Annotated in this window: 16 protein-coding genes; 8 read left to right on the top strand and 8 right to left on the bottom strand. The window is 74.4% G+C overall.

What is annotated here, in order from left to right; all coding sequences use genetic code 11:
• The 6 genes from F1D97_RS01885 to F1D97_RS01860 form a co-directional block, all read right to left on the bottom strand.
• Nucleotides 1-876, bottom strand: a complete 876-nt coding sequence (locus F1D97_RS01885) for a dienelactone hydrolase family protein (protein WP_236122053.1) — start codon at nucleotides 874-876, stop codon at nucleotides 1-3.
• Between the two features lie 8 nt (nucleotides 877-884).
• Nucleotides 885-1,295, bottom strand: coding sequence for a hypothetical protein (locus F1D97_RS01880; RefSeq protein WP_236122052.1), 411 nt, complete (start codon nucleotides 1,293-1,295; stop codon nucleotides 885-887).
• A 186-nt stretch (nucleotides 1,296-1,481) separates the two neighbouring features.
• A complete protein-coding gene (locus F1D97_RS01875) occupies nucleotides 1,482-2,012 on the bottom strand; it encodes an AAA family ATPase (RefSeq protein ID WP_236122051.1) in 531 nt (176 codons plus the stop codon).
• A gap of 2 nt (nucleotides 2,013-2,014) precedes the next feature.
• Complete coding sequence (locus F1D97_RS01870; protein ID WP_236122050.1) at nucleotides 2,015-2,680, bottom strand: SDR family oxidoreductase; 666 nt, start codon at nucleotides 2,678-2,680, stop codon at nucleotides 2,015-2,017.
• A gap of 48 nt (nucleotides 2,681-2,728) precedes the next feature.
• Complete coding sequence (locus tag F1D97_RS01865; RefSeq protein WP_236122049.1) at nucleotides 2,729-3,490, bottom strand: 2-phosphosulfolactate phosphatase; 762 nt, start codon at nucleotides 3,488-3,490, stop codon at nucleotides 2,729-2,731.
• 23 nt (nucleotides 3,491-3,513) lie between these two features.
• Nucleotides 3,514-4,032, bottom strand: coding sequence for an ATP-binding protein (locus tag F1D97_RS01860; protein ID WP_236122048.1), 519 nt, complete (start codon nucleotides 4,030-4,032; stop codon nucleotides 3,514-3,516).
• Between the two features lie 66 nt (nucleotides 4,033-4,098).
• Between F1D97_RS01860 and F1D97_RS01855 the strand changes: the two genes are divergently transcribed.
• The gene (locus tag F1D97_RS01855) at nucleotides 4,099-4,464 is read left to right on the top strand and encodes an HNH endonuclease (RefSeq protein ID WP_236122047.1); all 366 of its coding nucleotides are present in this window, start codon (nucleotides 4,099-4,101) and stop codon (nucleotides 4,462-4,464) included.
• Here F1D97_RS01855 and F1D97_RS01850 read toward each other — a convergent pair whose 3' ends face one another.
• On the bottom strand, nucleotides 4,465-4,941 hold the full coding sequence (locus F1D97_RS01850) for a GNAT family N-acetyltransferase (protein WP_236122046.1): 477 nt from the start codon (nucleotides 4,939-4,941) through the stop codon (nucleotides 4,465-4,467).
• 161 nt (nucleotides 4,942-5,102) lie between these two features.
• Between F1D97_RS01850 and F1D97_RS01845 the strand changes: the two genes are divergently transcribed.
• The 3 genes from F1D97_RS01845 (at nucleotide 5,103) to F1D97_RS01835 (ending at nucleotide 8,585) form a co-directional block, all read left to right on the top strand.
• The gene (locus F1D97_RS01845) at nucleotides 5,103-6,077 is read left to right on the top strand and encodes a LacI family DNA-binding transcriptional regulator (protein WP_236122045.1); all 975 of its coding nucleotides are present in this window, start codon (nucleotides 5,103-5,105) and stop codon (nucleotides 6,075-6,077) included.
• A gap of 125 nt (nucleotides 6,078-6,202) precedes the next feature.
• Nucleotides 6,203-7,687: a cellulose binding domain-containing protein gene (locus F1D97_RS01840; RefSeq protein WP_236122044.1), complete on the top strand. Its 1,485-nt coding sequence runs from the start codon at nucleotides 6,203-6,205 to the stop codon at nucleotides 7,685-7,687.
• A 199-nt stretch (nucleotides 7,688-7,886) separates the two neighbouring features.
• A complete protein-coding gene (locus tag F1D97_RS01835) occupies nucleotides 7,887-8,585 on the top strand; it encodes a VOC family protein (protein WP_317618925.1) in 699 nt (232 codons plus the stop codon).
• A gap of 10 nt (nucleotides 8,586-8,595) precedes the next feature.
• Here F1D97_RS01835 and F1D97_RS01830 read toward each other — a convergent pair whose 3' ends face one another.
• Nucleotides 8,596-10,455: an eCIS core domain-containing protein gene (locus F1D97_RS01830; protein WP_236122042.1), complete on the bottom strand. Its 1,860-nt coding sequence runs from the start codon at nucleotides 10,453-10,455 to the stop codon at nucleotides 8,596-8,598.
• Nucleotides 10,456-10,650: 195 nt separating this feature from the next.
• On the opposite strand from F1D97_RS01830, the gene F1D97_RS01825 reads away from it, so the two are divergent.
• From F1D97_RS01825 to modA, 4 genes are all read left to right on the top strand, one after another.
• Nucleotides 10,651-11,475 carry a hypothetical protein gene (locus F1D97_RS01825; protein ID WP_236122041.1) on the top strand — a complete coding sequence of 275 codons (825 nt, stop codon included), beginning with the start codon at nucleotides 10,651-10,653 and terminating at the stop codon, nucleotides 11,473-11,475.
• A gap of 66 nt (nucleotides 11,476-11,541) precedes the next feature.
• The gene (locus F1D97_RS01820; RefSeq protein WP_236122040.1) at nucleotides 11,542-12,120 is read left to right on the top strand and encodes a GNAT family N-acetyltransferase; all 579 of its coding nucleotides are present in this window, start codon (nucleotides 11,542-11,544) and stop codon (nucleotides 12,118-12,120) included.
• A 158-nt stretch (nucleotides 12,121-12,278) separates the two neighbouring features.
• On the top strand, nucleotides 12,279-12,686 hold the full coding sequence (locus tag F1D97_RS01815) for a TOBE domain-containing protein (protein ID WP_236123451.1): 408 nt from the start codon (nucleotides 12,279-12,281) through the stop codon (nucleotides 12,684-12,686).
• Nucleotides 12,687-12,694: 8 nt separating this feature from the next.
• Nucleotides 12,695-13,522 carry a molybdate ABC transporter substrate-binding protein gene (gene modA, locus F1D97_RS01810; protein WP_236122039.1) on the top strand — a complete coding sequence of 276 codons (828 nt, stop codon included), beginning with the start codon at nucleotides 12,695-12,697 and terminating at the stop codon, nucleotides 13,520-13,522.
• Nucleotides 13,523-13,529: the final 7 nt, after the last annotated feature.

Below are 13,529 nucleotides of genomic sequence, written 5' to 3'. Positions count from 1 at the left end.
TCACGGGTGGGCGTCGAAGAAGTCGACGATCTGCTCCCGGAAGTCACTCGTCACCGTGTGCGCCCCGAACAACTCGTCGACCTGCCGCTTCGCCTCCGTGAGGAACGGCGCGGTGAACGACGGACCCGGTGTGACGACGGTCCAGTCGATCGCGCTGCCCCGCCCGACGGGCACGTCGCACGCGTCGAGCTGACCGCCCGCCGCGAGCTGCGCGACCGCGTCCGCCGAGTCGGCCGGGCTCACGCCGGACGTCGGGTCGGCGATGCGCTCGAACGCCTCCGGCAGCATGCCCGCGGGCTCGTTGACGTGGTACTCCCAGTCGACGCCGCTCGCGGAGATCGCCGCCCAGTTGGCGATCAGCCCCGGGTCGTCCGGCGGCACCCGCTGGTCGTGGCGCCCGACGACCCACAGCGTCGGCGGGGGCGCGGCGCTCGTGAACGTCGACGCCCGACCCCGGGCGTTGAGCAGTGCCATCGCCCGAGCGGGCGTGTGCGTCGTCGCGAGCGACGCGAACGCGCCGCCCGACGAGAAGCCGACGTAGTACACCGCCCCACCCGTGAACCCCAGGTCGGCGATCGTCTGGTCGACGTTCAGCAGATCCTGGTTCCCGGCGACGTCCGTCAGGTCGTAGTTCCCGCTCGTCGCGGCGCTCGGCAGCGCCGCGACCGCGTACCCCGCGGCGACGAGCGACTCGAGGATCAGCCGGTCCTCCATGAACGTGAACCACACGCTCCCGCCGCCGCCACCGTCGAACAGCAGCACGAGCCCGACCGCCCCGCCGGGGTCGTGGAACCGCACGACCGTCCCGTTGACGTTCGTCGTGCTGAGCGTCCACGTGAACGTGGGCGCGGCGTTGTCGTCCCGGTGCTGGCACACGGCGCGACCTACAGGACGAAGTTCTGCTGGACGGAGACCACGCCCTCCGTGAACTCCTCGACGGTCTGCGGCGAGTGGAGCCGGACCTGCGCCTTGAGCTCGTTCACGCCGTCCGCGTCGACCGCGAAGATCCCCTGGTTGATGACGGTGACCTGCTCGGTCTTCGTGAACGCCTGGTCCGAGTTCCCGACCGTCACCGCGAAGCGTTCGCGGTCGTCCGGCGCGCCGAAGTCGAGGATCACGTCGCCGAGCTCTCCGCCGCCGTCGAAGTCGTGGATGGTGACGTGCGAGTGCCAGGTCTTGCCGAGCCCGGCGAGCTGGCGGTCGAACCGGCTGAACGTCGCGGTGTACCGCACCTGGACGACGACGCCGGGTCCGACGTCGGTGAGCGTCAGGGTGGGGGTGCTGATGGTGGGCATTCCGTGCTCCTTGGTGGTCTGACGGGGCGCGGTGCCCCCGGTCGTCGGAGCTCGGTGCCACTGGGTGGGCCGCGGACCGGCGGTACGGACCCATGAGGGCCCGCGTGCGCGGCTGATACGTCGCCGCGCTCCCGCGACTGCCGCGGCGTGTGCGTGCGCGCCGCGTCCGCCGGGACCGTGGCGGTCTCAGCCCACGGCGGGCGGCCAGCGGTGCGCGCGCCAGTCGTCCCAGGTGGCGAAGCCGGCGGGCGGGTCGTCGAGCGGCTCGGTGTCGTCGATCTCGCCCGGCGTCGGGGCCTCGAACGCGGCGGCCCACGCCGCGAGCTCGTCGTCGGACATCACCCACGTGGTGTGCGCCTCGTCGGCGTGCCGCCGGTCGATCCGACGACGCTGCTCGGCCGGGTCGACGTCGAGGTACCGCAGCCGCACGGCGGCCCCCGCGTCCCGAGCCGCGCGCCGCAGGGCGGTCCGCTCGTCGCGGCTCCACAGACCGAAGTCGAGCACCACGTCGACGCCCAGCCCGAGCGTGCGCAACCCGATCTCGACCAGCCGCCCCTCGATGACGGCCGTCGCGTCGCGCGGGTTCTCGTCGCCGTACAGCGCCTTGACCCACTCGTCCTTCGTGAGCCGCAGCGCACCGTGCTCGACCTCGAGGCGCCGTGCCTCGGTGGTCTTGCCGGTGCCCGGCAGCCCGACCATGAGGAACAGCGTGGGCATCTCTAGAACCGGGCCGAGAACGCGCCGTCGGTCTGCAGGAGCTGGCCGGAGACCCAGCGGCCCTCCGGAGAGACGAGGAACGCGACGACCGCCGCGATGTCGGTGGGCGTGCCCAGGCGTCCGAGCGGGTGCGCGGCGGTGAGGGTCGCGCGCGTCTCGTCGTCCATCCAGCCGGTGTCGACCGGGCCGGGGTTCACGACGTTCGCGGATATGCCGCGGGGCCCGAGCTCGCGGGCCGCGGAGATGACGATGCGGTCGAGCGCGCCCTTCGACGCCCCGTACGGCAGGTTGCCGGTGGTGTGGTCGCTGGTGAGCGCGACGACGACGCCGCCGTCGGCCGGTGCCTGCCGGGCGAACGCCGCGATGAGCAGCAGGCTCGCGCGCGCGTTGACCGCGACGTGGGTGTCGAAGCTCTCCGCGGTGGTGTCGAGGATGCCCGTGTTCGCGTCGTGCGCGTGGCTGAGGACGAGCGCGGTGAGGGGCCCGTGGTCGCGCGTGACCGACGCGACGAGCTCGTCGGGACCCGTGGGGGTCGACAGGTCGCACGGGTAGTCGGCGTCGGCGAGGTCGCTCGTCACGACCGTCCACCCGTCCGAGCGCAGGCGGGGGACGATGCCGGCGGCGATGCTGTTCGCGCGCGCGGCGCCGGTGACGAGGGCGAGAGGCATGGTCCGATGTTCTAGCACCCGCCGGTCGCCCGCGCGGGCACCTTTTCCTCAGGCGGGCGGGTCGGTGAACGCGCCGCCGACGAGCACCGGGACGGTCGTGGAGGCGTCGAGCTCGGCGGCGACGTCCACGTCGTCCTCGAACCCGGCCTCGGTGAGCTCGCGACCGCTCACGCACTCGCGCAGCTGCCGGCGCAGGTCCGCGCGCGACGCGTCGAACAGCGTGGCCGCGGCGGTCGCCTCGGGGCTGAACCGGTCCCCGTGCCCTGCGGCGCGCAAGTGCGCGAGGACCGCACCCGCTCCGAGGTGGTCCTCCAGGCACGGGCGCAGCGAGCCGTCGGCACGCCACCGCTCGCCCGCCGCGACCACCGCGACGCTGCGGCCGTCCGCGAGCGCCCGCGCCACGTGCGACGCGACCGCGCGGGCGTTGCGCAGGCACCCGACGACGACCGCGCCCGTCACCGCGGCGGCGATGCTCGACCCGTTCGGCGACGGCAGCACAAGCCGCGGGACGGGCGGCCCGACGAGCAGCCCGGCGGGCGACAGCGACGGCGCGACGACCGTGCCGTCCCTCGCCGCCTCGAGCCGCCCGACCGCGAGCGTCGCGTCGTGCTCCGCCGCGAGCGCGCGCGCACGCTCGTCGGACCAGGGGCTCGGGATCACGCGCGTGCCGCGCCCGACGGCGACAGTCACCGCGGTCGAGAAGCTGAGGACGTCCACGACGACGACCACGTCCGCACCCGCCGTCGCGGCGCCGACCGGCCCCCAGTCCAGGCGCACGCGGTGGCACCCCTGCGAGAAGACGTCACTCACCCGCCCGACCGTAGGGCCGTGGCTCACGGCAGCGCCGCGACGATCTGCTCGGCCGCCTGGGCGGGTGTGCGGGTGGTGGTGTCGACGACGTGCGCGTCGGCGTGCAGCCACGTGCGCGCGGCCTGCGCGTACGCGTCGACGTACGCGAGGCGGAACGGGGACGGCCCCATCTCGGTGTCCCCGAGGATCCGCGCGCGCAGGGTCTCCGGGTCGGCGTGCAGGACGAAGTGCCGCACGTCGATGTCGTGCGCCGCGAGCCCGCCGCTGATCTCGCGCCAGTACTCCTGGACCAGCACGGTCATGGGCATGACGAGCGTGCCGCCCACGTAGTCGAGGACGTGTCGGGCGGTCTCGACGACGAGCGGGCGCCACGGCGCCCAGTCCTGGAAGTTGCCGGTCTCGGGCAGCCCCGGCCGGACGTCCATGAGCGTCTCGCCGACCTTCTCCGCGTCGAGCACGTGCGAGCCGGGGACGAGCTGTTGCACGAGCGTGCTCGTCGTGGTCTTCCCCACTCCGTGGGTGCCGTTCAGCCACACGATCATGGGGCGTGACCGTACCGGTCGGTGCGTCGAGGCGGGTCCCGCCCCACCCGCGCCTACCCTCGGCGCATGGCCACGCCCACGCGCCGCACGCGGTACGCGCGCCGCCGCGCGCGGCGGCTCTCGCTCGTCGACAACGACCTCACGACGGCCCAGTGGGACGCGCTGCTCGCCGCGTGGGGCGGGTGCGCGTACTGCGGGTGCACCGGCCGGGCGCTGCAGCGTGACTGCGTCCTGCCGATCTCGCGCGGCGGTCGGTACACGGTCGACAACGTGGTTCCGGCGTGCGGGCCGTGCAACGCGAGCAAGTGCAACACCGAGGTGGTTGCTTGGCTGCGCCGCAAGAAGCTCGACGAGCGCGCGTTCCTGCTGCGGCACGCGGAGCTCGTCGTCGCGGTGCGCGCGTCGGTCGACCCGGCGCCGGCCGTTCCCTGATCAGGCGCGCGGCGCCATGTCGTAGGTGACCCACGGCGTCGCGGTGGCGTGCTTGTCGTACACCGCGCGGGCGGTGGTGTTGTCGGTCGCGGTGATCCACCGGACCACGCTCGCGCCGCGCTGCGCGGCGAGCGCGGCCGCGGCCTCCAGGAGCGCACCGCCCGCACCGGTCCGGCGGGCGGCCGGGTCGGTGAACAGGTCGTCGAGGTACAGGCCCATCGTGCCCGTCGTCGGACGCGCGAACGTGCGCAGGTTCGCCAGGCCGAGCAGCGTGCCGTCGTCGGCTGTCGCGACGAGCCCGGTCATCCCGTGCTGCTCGCCCAGCACCCACGCCCACGCGGTCTCGACCACGTCGGGCTGCGCGGGCATCTCGTAGAACGCGCGGTAGGCCGCGTACAGGCGCGCCCACTGCGGGGCGTCCTCGGCCCGGACGCGGCGGACCGTCGGCGTGGGGCGGGGCGTCTCGTCGGTGCTCACGGGCCACAGCGTGGTGCAGACCCGGCCGTCCCGGTCCGCGTGACCGCCACCCGGACGCACGACGACGGCCCGACGAGGGTCGCCGGGCGGTACGTTCTCGTCGACCGCACGACGCACGACCCCGCGCGAAGGAGGCCACGATCGCCATCACGCTGCGAGACGTGGCCGAGCTGGCGGGCGTCTCGATCAAGACGGTCTCCGAGGTGGTGAACCGCACCGGCCGTGTGGCGCCCGCGACGGCCGCGCGCGTCGAGGAGGCGGTGGCGCGCCTGGGGTACCGGCCGAACCTGAGCGCGCGGCGCCTGCGGTCGGGCCGGGCCGGGGCGATCGGGCTCGTCGTGCCCGAGCTCGGCACGTCCGGCTACTTCGCCGAGCTCGCCGAGCACGTGGTCACGCAGGCCGCCCGGCAGGGCATCGCGGTGCTGATCGAGGAGACGAGCGGGGTGCGGGAGCGGGAGCGCGAGGCGCTGCTCGGGCCGCGGCGCTCGCAGCTCGACGGCATCCTGCTCAACGCGCTGCGCCTGACGGACGACGACCTGCCGCCCGTGCCCGACGACTTCCCCGTGGTGCTGCTGGGCGAGCGTCAGGTCGGCGCGTTCGACCGGGTCGTTTTCGACAACGCGGCCGCCGCGCGCCTGGCCACCGAGCACCTGATCGCGGTCGGGGCCCGACGTATCCTCGCGGTCGGGGGCGACCCGAGCGTGAGCGACAGCGCGGTCCAGCGGCTCGCGGGCCACCGCGCCGCGCTCGCGGCGGCGGGCCAGGCGGCCGTGCGGCACGTGGTCACGGTGCAGTGGGACCACGAGAGCGGGCTCGAGGCGGTCACGCGCGCGCTCGCGGAGGGGGCGGAGTTCGACGCGGTGCTCGGGCTCAACGACGCGCTGGCGCTGGGTGCGGTGCGCGGGTTGCTGGACGCGGGTCGTCGGACGCCGCAGGACGTGCTGGTCGCGGGGATCGACGACATCCACACCGCGCGGTTCACCACGCCGCGCCTGACGACGGTCGACGCGCGCCGGTCGGCGATCGTCGAGCGCGCGCTCGGTCTGCTCCTGGCCCGGATCGCGGGCGACGACGAGCCGCGCGGCCTGGTCGAGCTGGAGCCGACGCTCGTCGTGCGGGAGAGCACCGCGACCTAAGGGTTTAGGTCGGCGCGCGGGCCTGGTGGCGCGGGCGGAGGGGACGCCACGATGCGGATCACAACGTTTACCTGCGTTCGACCCACGGGCCCGCACGCCCGCCCACGACCTCGATGGAGACAGTCATGGTGCACACGTCACGGCGCCGCGCCGGGGCCTGGCTGACGTCGGCGCTCGTCGCGCTCGGCGCCCTCGGCCTCGGCGCCACCAGCGCGCAGTCCGCCACCTCCGCGGCCGACGACGGCACGTTCGTCGGCGTGTTCCGGGAGACACGACCGCTCACGGCCATCGCGGACGGTTACCGCGCGGACACGGGCCTCGAGCTCGCGAGCGCGCTGTGGTTCGAGGCGTGGAGCAACAAGCGGGCGTTCCCGGTGCAGGAGGCCAAGGACCTGTGGGCGCGCGGCGTGCTGCCGCACTGGACGTGGGAGCCGTGGGACCCGTCGCTCGGCATCAGCGACGCGGGCCAGATCACGCTGCGGGACATCGTCGACGGCAAGTGGGACTCCTACATCCGGGCGCGCGGCGCCGAGCTCGCGTCCGTCGGCTCGCCCGTGATGGTCCGCTGGGGCCACGAGTTCAACGGCAGCTGGTACCCCTGGTCGACGAGCGTGAACGGCCAGAGCGGCGCGCTGTACGTCCAGGCGTACCGGCGCGTGCACGATCTCGTCGAGGCGCAGGGTGCGACGAACGTGCAGTGGATCTGGGCGTTCAACAACTCCTCCACCGGTGCGGACGCGAGCAGCATGCCGGCGGGCGCCTACCCCGGTGACGCGTACGTCGACTGGGTCGGCATCGACGGCTACAACTGGGGCGACGACCCCACGTGGGACCCGGGCGTCAACCACTGGACGTCGTTCGACGCGACGATCGGCGACGCCTACCGCACCGCGCTGCGCATCGCGCCGGACAAGCCGATCTCCGTGTCCGAGTACGGGAGCGCCGAGGCCGGCGGCAACAAGGCCGAGTGGTTCCGCGCGATGTTCGCGGACCTCGACGCGGGCCGGTACCCCGGGATCCGGATGATCACGTACTTCGACACGATCAAGGAGAAGCCGTGGGCGATCACCTCGTCCACCGCGGCGCTCCAGGCGTGGGTCGCGGGCGCGTCCAAGCCCAGCTTCCGCGGCACGGGCGCCGAGCTCGCGGCCGTCGTCGACGGCCCGACGCCGACCGAGACGCCGACCCCCACGCAGACCCCGACCCCCACCGAGACCCCGACGCCCACGCAGACCCCGACGCCCACGCAGACCCCGACGCCCACGCAGACCCCCACGCCTGACCCGCCGGCCGGCGGGTGCACCGTGCGGTACACGACGAACGACTGGCCCGGCGGCTTCACCGCGTCGGTGCGGATCACCAACGGCTCGGGCGCGAGCCTGTCCGCCTGGTCGCTCGCGTTCACGTTCCCCGGTGACCAGCGCGTCACCAACGGCTGGTCCGGCACGTACAGCCAGTCCGGGCAGGCCGTCACCATCGCCAACGCCCCGTGGAACGGCACGATCCCCGCGGGTGGCTCGACGGAGATCGGCTTCAACGGCTCGTTCACCAGCGCGAACCCGAGGCCCGCGGGCTTCACGCTGAACGGCACGCCGTGCGAGGTCGGCTGACCCGACGAGCACCCCGGCAGGCCGCCTGAGCTCAGCCCACGAGGCGGCCCGGTGACCGGGGGGACGACGAGGCCGCGCTCGTCGTCCCCCCCGGTCGCGTCTTCGCGGGGACCTCTGGACGCTCCGACGGCTCGCCCGTAGCGTCGGGCGGGTCGACGACGACGAGGGCGCGACCCACCGATGGGGGCTGAGGATGGACATGCTCTTCGACGACCAGATCGCCGCGGCCCGGCCGCCCGACTGGCGCAAGCTGGCCCAGGGCCTGCACACCCGCTACCTGGTCGACGACCTGGGTGCCGCGGCGCGGTTCCTCGCGGCGGTGGCCGAGCTGGACGACGCGGTGGGCACGCACCTGACCGCCGCGGTCGGCCCCGGCCGGGTGGACCTCAAGCTCGTGAGCCCGGACGCGATCTACCGCGACGAGGACGTCGAGCACGTCGTGGAGTACGTGACGCAGCAGGACCTCGACCTGGCCGAGCGGATCGCGCAGGTCGCGGCCGAGCACGGGCTCACCGCGGACCCGGCGTCGGTCGCGTCGGTCGAGCTCGGACTCGACACCGCGCGGTCCGGCGTCGTCGCGCCGGTGTGGGCGGCGCTGCTCACGGGCGACGCGGACTCCCAGGGCCGCGGGTCGCCGAGCGACGAGGTCCGCGACGCCTCGGGCCGCGTCCCGAACCTGTGGTTCGGGGACCTGGAGGAGGGCGAGGCCCCCGCGCAGCGGTGGCACGTCGAGGTCTACGTCGCGCCCGAGGCGGCCGAGCAGCGGGTCGCCGCGGCCGTCGCGGCGGGCGGGACCGTCACCGAGGACAGCCGGCCGCCGGGGATCACGGTCGTCGCCGACCAGGACGGCAACACCGCCGCCCTGTGCGTCGCCGAGCCGCAGCCGTCGTCCTCCTGAGAGGCGTGGGTCAGGGCAGGTCGTCCGTGAACTGACGCCCCGCCCTGGTCAGGGCGCGCTTGATGATCGTCTTCTGGTCGGGCAGCAGGTCCTGCACGGGGACGAGGTGCGTGAAGTCGGTGGCAGGGTTGCCGGAGTTCTGGTTGCCCGTGAAGGCCAGGGTCCCGCCGCCACCGTCGCCCGGCACGCCCTGTGCGTTGAGGACGTTCGGGTCGCGGAACGGGAACGTCTCGATCACGCCGCCGGTTCGCGTCTGGACCCACCAGTGCTCCCAGGAGATCTTCGTCTGCCGCTCGTGCATGCCGATGGACCACCGGCTGGGCGTGCCGGGCGGGAGGACCGTGAAGCCCGACGCCTCGAGCATGATCACCATCATCGCGCGCTGCGCGTCGCGCTCGCGGTGCGGGCTGTGACCCGCCGCGAACTGGTTGATGATGCCCTGCAGCCTGACCGCGGACGTGTCGAGCCAGCCGCGCAGGTTCGGGTCGTTGGTCGCCGCGTCGCGCGCCTGCGCGTGCGTCCGCGTCATGCCGTACGCCGGCGGGTAGTCCGTGCGCATGCCGAGGTAGGTCCACAGGAAGCTGTCGAGGTCGGGGACCCGGGCGTTGAAGGCCTGCGTCGCCCACGACCAGCAGGAGCGCTGCCGGTCCAGGACGCCGTTGACGTCCTGCTTCGCCTCGCCGTGGTGGAGGAGCGTCAGGGCGTGGACCTGGTGCTCGAGCCAGGGGTGCGTCGCCAGGTTCGCGTTCTGGCCGAGCGTCACGAGGTTCGCGGGCGTGTCGCGGATCTCGGCGAGGTGCTCGAGGTCGGCCCAGTTGTTCTGGAACGAGCCGGCGTTCGCCGGGCTCGTGACGATCGAGAAGATGTCGTGGTAGGTGAACGTCCTCAGGAGCGCGACGATGGTCCCGACGGCCGGCAGGACGCCACCTGCCCGAGACGTCGCGAGGTCCGTGATGTCGGTGAACGGGCGGGCGGCCGGGACGCCGACGAGCGCGTCGAGGCTCGCCCAGCCGCCGGCCGCGCACTGCGGGAGCGTGCCGAGCGTGGCCAGCTCCGGCCGCGAGAACCTGGTGAGGAGCCGTACGACGGTCGCCACGGTCGGTGTCGCGCCGGTGTGCACGGTCTGCGCGACCGCTGCGATATCGGCGACCGACCTGGTGGCGGGGATCGCCCCGAGATCCGCGAGCGCGGCCCACCCACCAGCCGCGCACTGAGGAAGTCCGCCGAGCGTCTGGAGCTCGTCGAGCGTGAACCGGGCCATCGCGACGAGCTGTGGGGCAGTGGGCAGGCCGTGTCCGAGCCACGGGTTGCCCTGCAGGTGCGCGAACATCCTGCGCACCTCGTCGTCCGTCAGCAGCTGGGTGGCCTCAGGTCCTGCGCCGCGGCCGGGCCGGGCCCCGGAGCGAGCTCGGGGCCGGAAGCCCGTCGACGCGAGCCGGCCCAGCTGCTCGGCCTCCACCTCGAGGACCGGGTCGGCGACGACCGCACCGGGTGCGTGGGCCGCGACGCGACCCTGGCGCTGCTGCACCACGTGCCACGCCTCGTGCGCGAGGTGCTCGTGCTGCCGCGGACCGAGGTGGACCTGGTCGCCCGTCGCCATGGCCAGCGCGCCCAGCTCCGCGGGACGCGGTGACTCGTCGTGGACGCGGACGTCCCCCAGCGCGAGCCCGGACATCGCCTCGAGGCCGGCCCGCAGCAGCGGCGGCAGCGGTCGGCCGGGCTCGTCCGCTCCGACGGTCTCGCCCTGGCTCGCCAGGGCGCTCACCGGCGAGGGCCGCAGCCGTGCGGACGGCTCCGCGGTGGAGCGGTCGTGGTCCACCCGCGCGTCGGTGCTGCCCTGTGATCGGGTCGGTCGAGCGAGCTCGTGCATGGCGCCTCCGGCGTGGACTCGGATCCCTCCACCCTCGGGTCCCCCGTGTCGCGGGGCATCCGTAGGCAGTACGCAAGTCCAGAGGCACCCGTCAGCAGGACCGGTGCGGCTCCGAGCGTGACACCCGCCGGCGGTATCCGGGGCGGGTTCGCGTGGTCCTGTCACCGTGTTCGCCCGGAAGCGTGGGAGGCACGCATGCCCGTCCGTCTGGTCCTCGACCGTCCCGCCGACGCCGCGCGCGCCGCGCTGCTCCTCGCGCAGGGGAGAGCCGTGGCGCACGGGTTCGGGAACATCTACGCGCTGACGGCGCGCGGCGACGCCGTCCGGCGGCTGAACGCGCTCAAGGGTCGGCCGCGCGGCCAGACGGGCAGCCTGACCGCGCCGTCGGAGCGCGTCCTCGACGCGTTCGACCTCGCGGCGCTCCCGCCCGGCGTCTCGCGCGCCATGGTCGCGGACGTCGTGGCGACGCTCGGCCGGCTCGGGCCGTTCGGGTTCCGCGGGCCCGCGGCGGCGCACGTCCCGGCGGACCTCACCGCGACGGACGCGGGGACGACGACGACGCAGGTGATCGTCCCGGGCGACGCGTGCCCGTCGCAGCGGTTCCTCACCGCGGCGGCCGCGGCCGTCCCGCACGGGTTGCTCGCGATCTCGTCGGCCAACCGGTCCCGGCACGTCACGGGCGGTGCGGACGCCCCGGCGCACTGGCGCGCGGAGGGGCTGCTGTCCGAGCTGCGGGTGCCCGGGCTCGTGCTGCTGGCGCACGAGGACGAGCGCGCGGCGCGGGCGCGGTTCCCGCGGCACACCCCCGTCTCGACGAGCATCCTGGCGTTCCACCGTGCCGAGCGGTTCCACGGCCGGGTGCACCTGGTGCTCGAGCGCCAGGGCTCGCTCGCGGCCGCGGACGTCGCGAAGGTGCTGGCCCGGCTCGGGGTCGGGCTGCGCGTCGGCCCGGCGGCCGTGTCCCGGCTCGTGCCGAGGGTGTACGACGACGAGCGCGCGGTGCTGCCCGCGGTCGGCTGACGGCTCGTCGAGCGGGGCGTCTTATTGAGGTGGGCGTCCGCGCCGGTCGTCGTCATGCTGACCGGTGTGGATCCCTACCTGCAGACCGCGCGCGTGACGCTGCGTCCCTTCGGCGCCGACGACGCCGACCTCCTGGTCGAGCTCGACTCCGACCCCGAGGTGGTGCGGTACCTGTCGGGCGGCGCACCGACCGCGCCCGAGGTGGTGCGCGACCAGATCCTGCCGAGCGTCCGGGCCGGGTACGACCGGTGGGGCGGCAGGTTCGGGCTGTTCGCGGCGGACGAGACGGCGAGCGGCGAGTTCCTCGGGTGGTTCTGCCTGCGGCCGGAGCGTGACGGGCCGCTCGACCACGTCGAGCTCGGGTACCGGCTGCGTCGGGCCGCGTGGGGCCGGGGGATCGCGACCGAGGTGGCCGACGCGCTGCTGACGAAGGCGTTCACCGAGCTGGACGTGCGCGTCGTGTGGGGCGCGACGATGGCGCTCAACCGCGGGTCGCAGCGCGTCATGGAGAAGGTCGGCATGACGGTGACGCAGACGCTCGAGACGCCCGAGGACATGCTCGCGGTCGAGGGCGCGGACCTCGGCGGCTTCCAGTACGAGATCACGCGCGACCAGTGGAAGGAGCGCGGCGCGCTGCCCTCCTGACAGAACGGCGTCTGCCGCGAACACAGGTCGATCGGTCTCTGCGAACCGCATCTGCGGACGTCTGCTGTCTCTGGAGCCGCATCCTCGGATAGCGTGCGGGCATCAGCGCGACGACGAGGAGCGGGTCGATGGCACGAGCGGGACGCCCGGACGGCCACGTGCCGACGTACCGGATCCGGGAGGCGGCGGACCTGCTGGGCGTCAGCGACGACACCGTGCGCCGCTGGGCGGACGGCGGGCGGCTCACGGCGACGACCGACGCGTCCGGGCGGGCCGCCGTGGACGGTGCCGAGCTCGCGCGGTTCGCCGAGGAGCTCGCGCGTGAGGCCGCCCCGCCGCCGGGCGAGCTCTCCGCGGCATCCGTCCGCAACCGGTTCACGGGCCTCGTCACGCGCGTCGTGAAGGACACCGTCATGGCGCAGGTCGAGATCCAGGCCGGGCCGCACCGGTTCGTGTCGCTGCTCAGCCGCGAGGCCGTCGACGAGCTCGGCCTGGAGCCGGGCGTGCTGGCGGTCGCGGCGGTGAAGGCGACGAACGTGTCCGTCGAGATCCCGCGCTCGCGGTGACGAGCGCGGTGACGACGAGCGCGGTGACGACGGGCGCGGTGACGACGGCGCGCCGCGTGCGGCGGGTGCTGGTGGTCGCGGCGGTCGGCCTCGGGCTCGTCGCGTGCGGGTCGGGGACCGCCGACGACCTTGCGGGAGGGCTCGACGGCACGGCGTCCACGCTGCGGGGTGACCTGACGGTTCTCGCCGCGGCGTCCCTCTCCGAGCCGTTCACGACGCTCGGCGAGCGGTTCGAGGCCGCGCACCCCGGGGTGGACGTGACGTTCGGCTTCGCGGGGAGCACCGCGCTCGCGGCCCAGATCGCCGACGGCGCCCCGGCGGACGTGTTCGCCTCGGCGAGTGCGACCACGATGGACGAGGTCGTCGCGACGGGTGACGCCGACGAGCCGGTCGTCTTCGCGACGAACACCGTGCAGATCGCGGTCCCTCCCGGCAACCCGGGCGGCGTCGCACGCGTCGCCGACCTCGCGGACCCCGCGCTGAAGGTGGCGCTGTGCCGGCCGGAGGTGCCGTGCGGGGTGGCCGCGGCAGCGGTCCTCGCCAGCTCCGGTGCGACCGTCACGCCGGTCACGCTCGAGCCGGACGTCAAAGCGGTGCTGAGCAAGGTCCGGCTCGGCGAGGTCGACGCGGGCCTCGTCTACGTGACCGACGTGCTCGCCGCGGGAGCGGACGTCGAGGGCGTCGTCGTCCCGGCCGACGTGAACGCGACCACCGAGTACCCGATCGCGACGCTCACCGCCTCCTCCCGCCCCGAGCTCGCCGCGGCGTTCGTCGACCTGGTGCTGTCCCCCACCGGAGCCGACGTGCTCGCGGCGGCCGGCTTCGGGCGACCGTGAGGGGGTG

Source organism: Cellulomonas palmilytica, assembly GCF_021590045.1.
In the GTDB taxonomy this organism is placed as follows: Bacteria; Actinomycetota; Actinomycetes; order Actinomycetales; family Cellulomonadaceae; genus Cellulomonas; species Cellulomonas palmilytica.
Note: the sequence above shows the minus strand (reverse complement) of the source record. Positions and strands in the feature narration are given on the sequence as shown.

Excerpts from the sequence above, each read along its gene's own strand:
- F1D97_RS01855 (WP_236122047.1), top strand. The coding sequence starts at position 4,099 with ATGGCCACGCCCACGCGCCGCACGCGGTACGCGCGCCGCCGCGCGCGG.
- F1D97_RS01875 (WP_236122051.1), bottom strand. The coding sequence starts at position 2,012 with ATGCCCACGCTGTTCCTCATGGTCGGGCTGCCGGGCACCGGCAAGACC.
- F1D97_RS01840 (WP_236122044.1), top strand. The coding sequence starts at position 6,203 with ATGGTGCACACGTCACGGCGCCGCGCCGGGGCCTGGCTGACGTCGGCG.
- F1D97_RS01825 (WP_236122041.1), top strand. The coding sequence starts at position 10,651 with ATGCCCGTCCGTCTGGTCCTCGACCGTCCCGCCGACGCCGCGCGCGCC.
- F1D97_RS01835 (WP_317618925.1), top strand. The coding sequence starts at position 7,887 with ATGCTCTTCGACGACCAGATCGCCGCGGCCCGGCCGCCCGACTGGCGC.
- F1D97_RS01870 (WP_236122050.1), bottom strand. The coding sequence starts at position 2,680 with ATGCCTCTCGCCCTCGTCACCGGCGCCGCGCGCGCGAACAGCATCGCC.
- F1D97_RS01880 (WP_236122052.1), bottom strand. The coding sequence starts at position 1,295 with ATGCCCACCATCAGCACCCCCACCCTGACGCTCACCGACGTCGGACCC.
- F1D97_RS01830 (WP_236122042.1), bottom strand. The coding sequence starts at position 10,455 with ATGCACGAGCTCGCTCGACCGACCCGATCACAGGGCAGCACCGACGCG.
- F1D97_RS01860 (WP_236122048.1), bottom strand. The coding sequence starts at position 4,032 with ATGATCGTGTGGCTGAACGGCACCCACGGAGTGGGGAAGACCACGACG.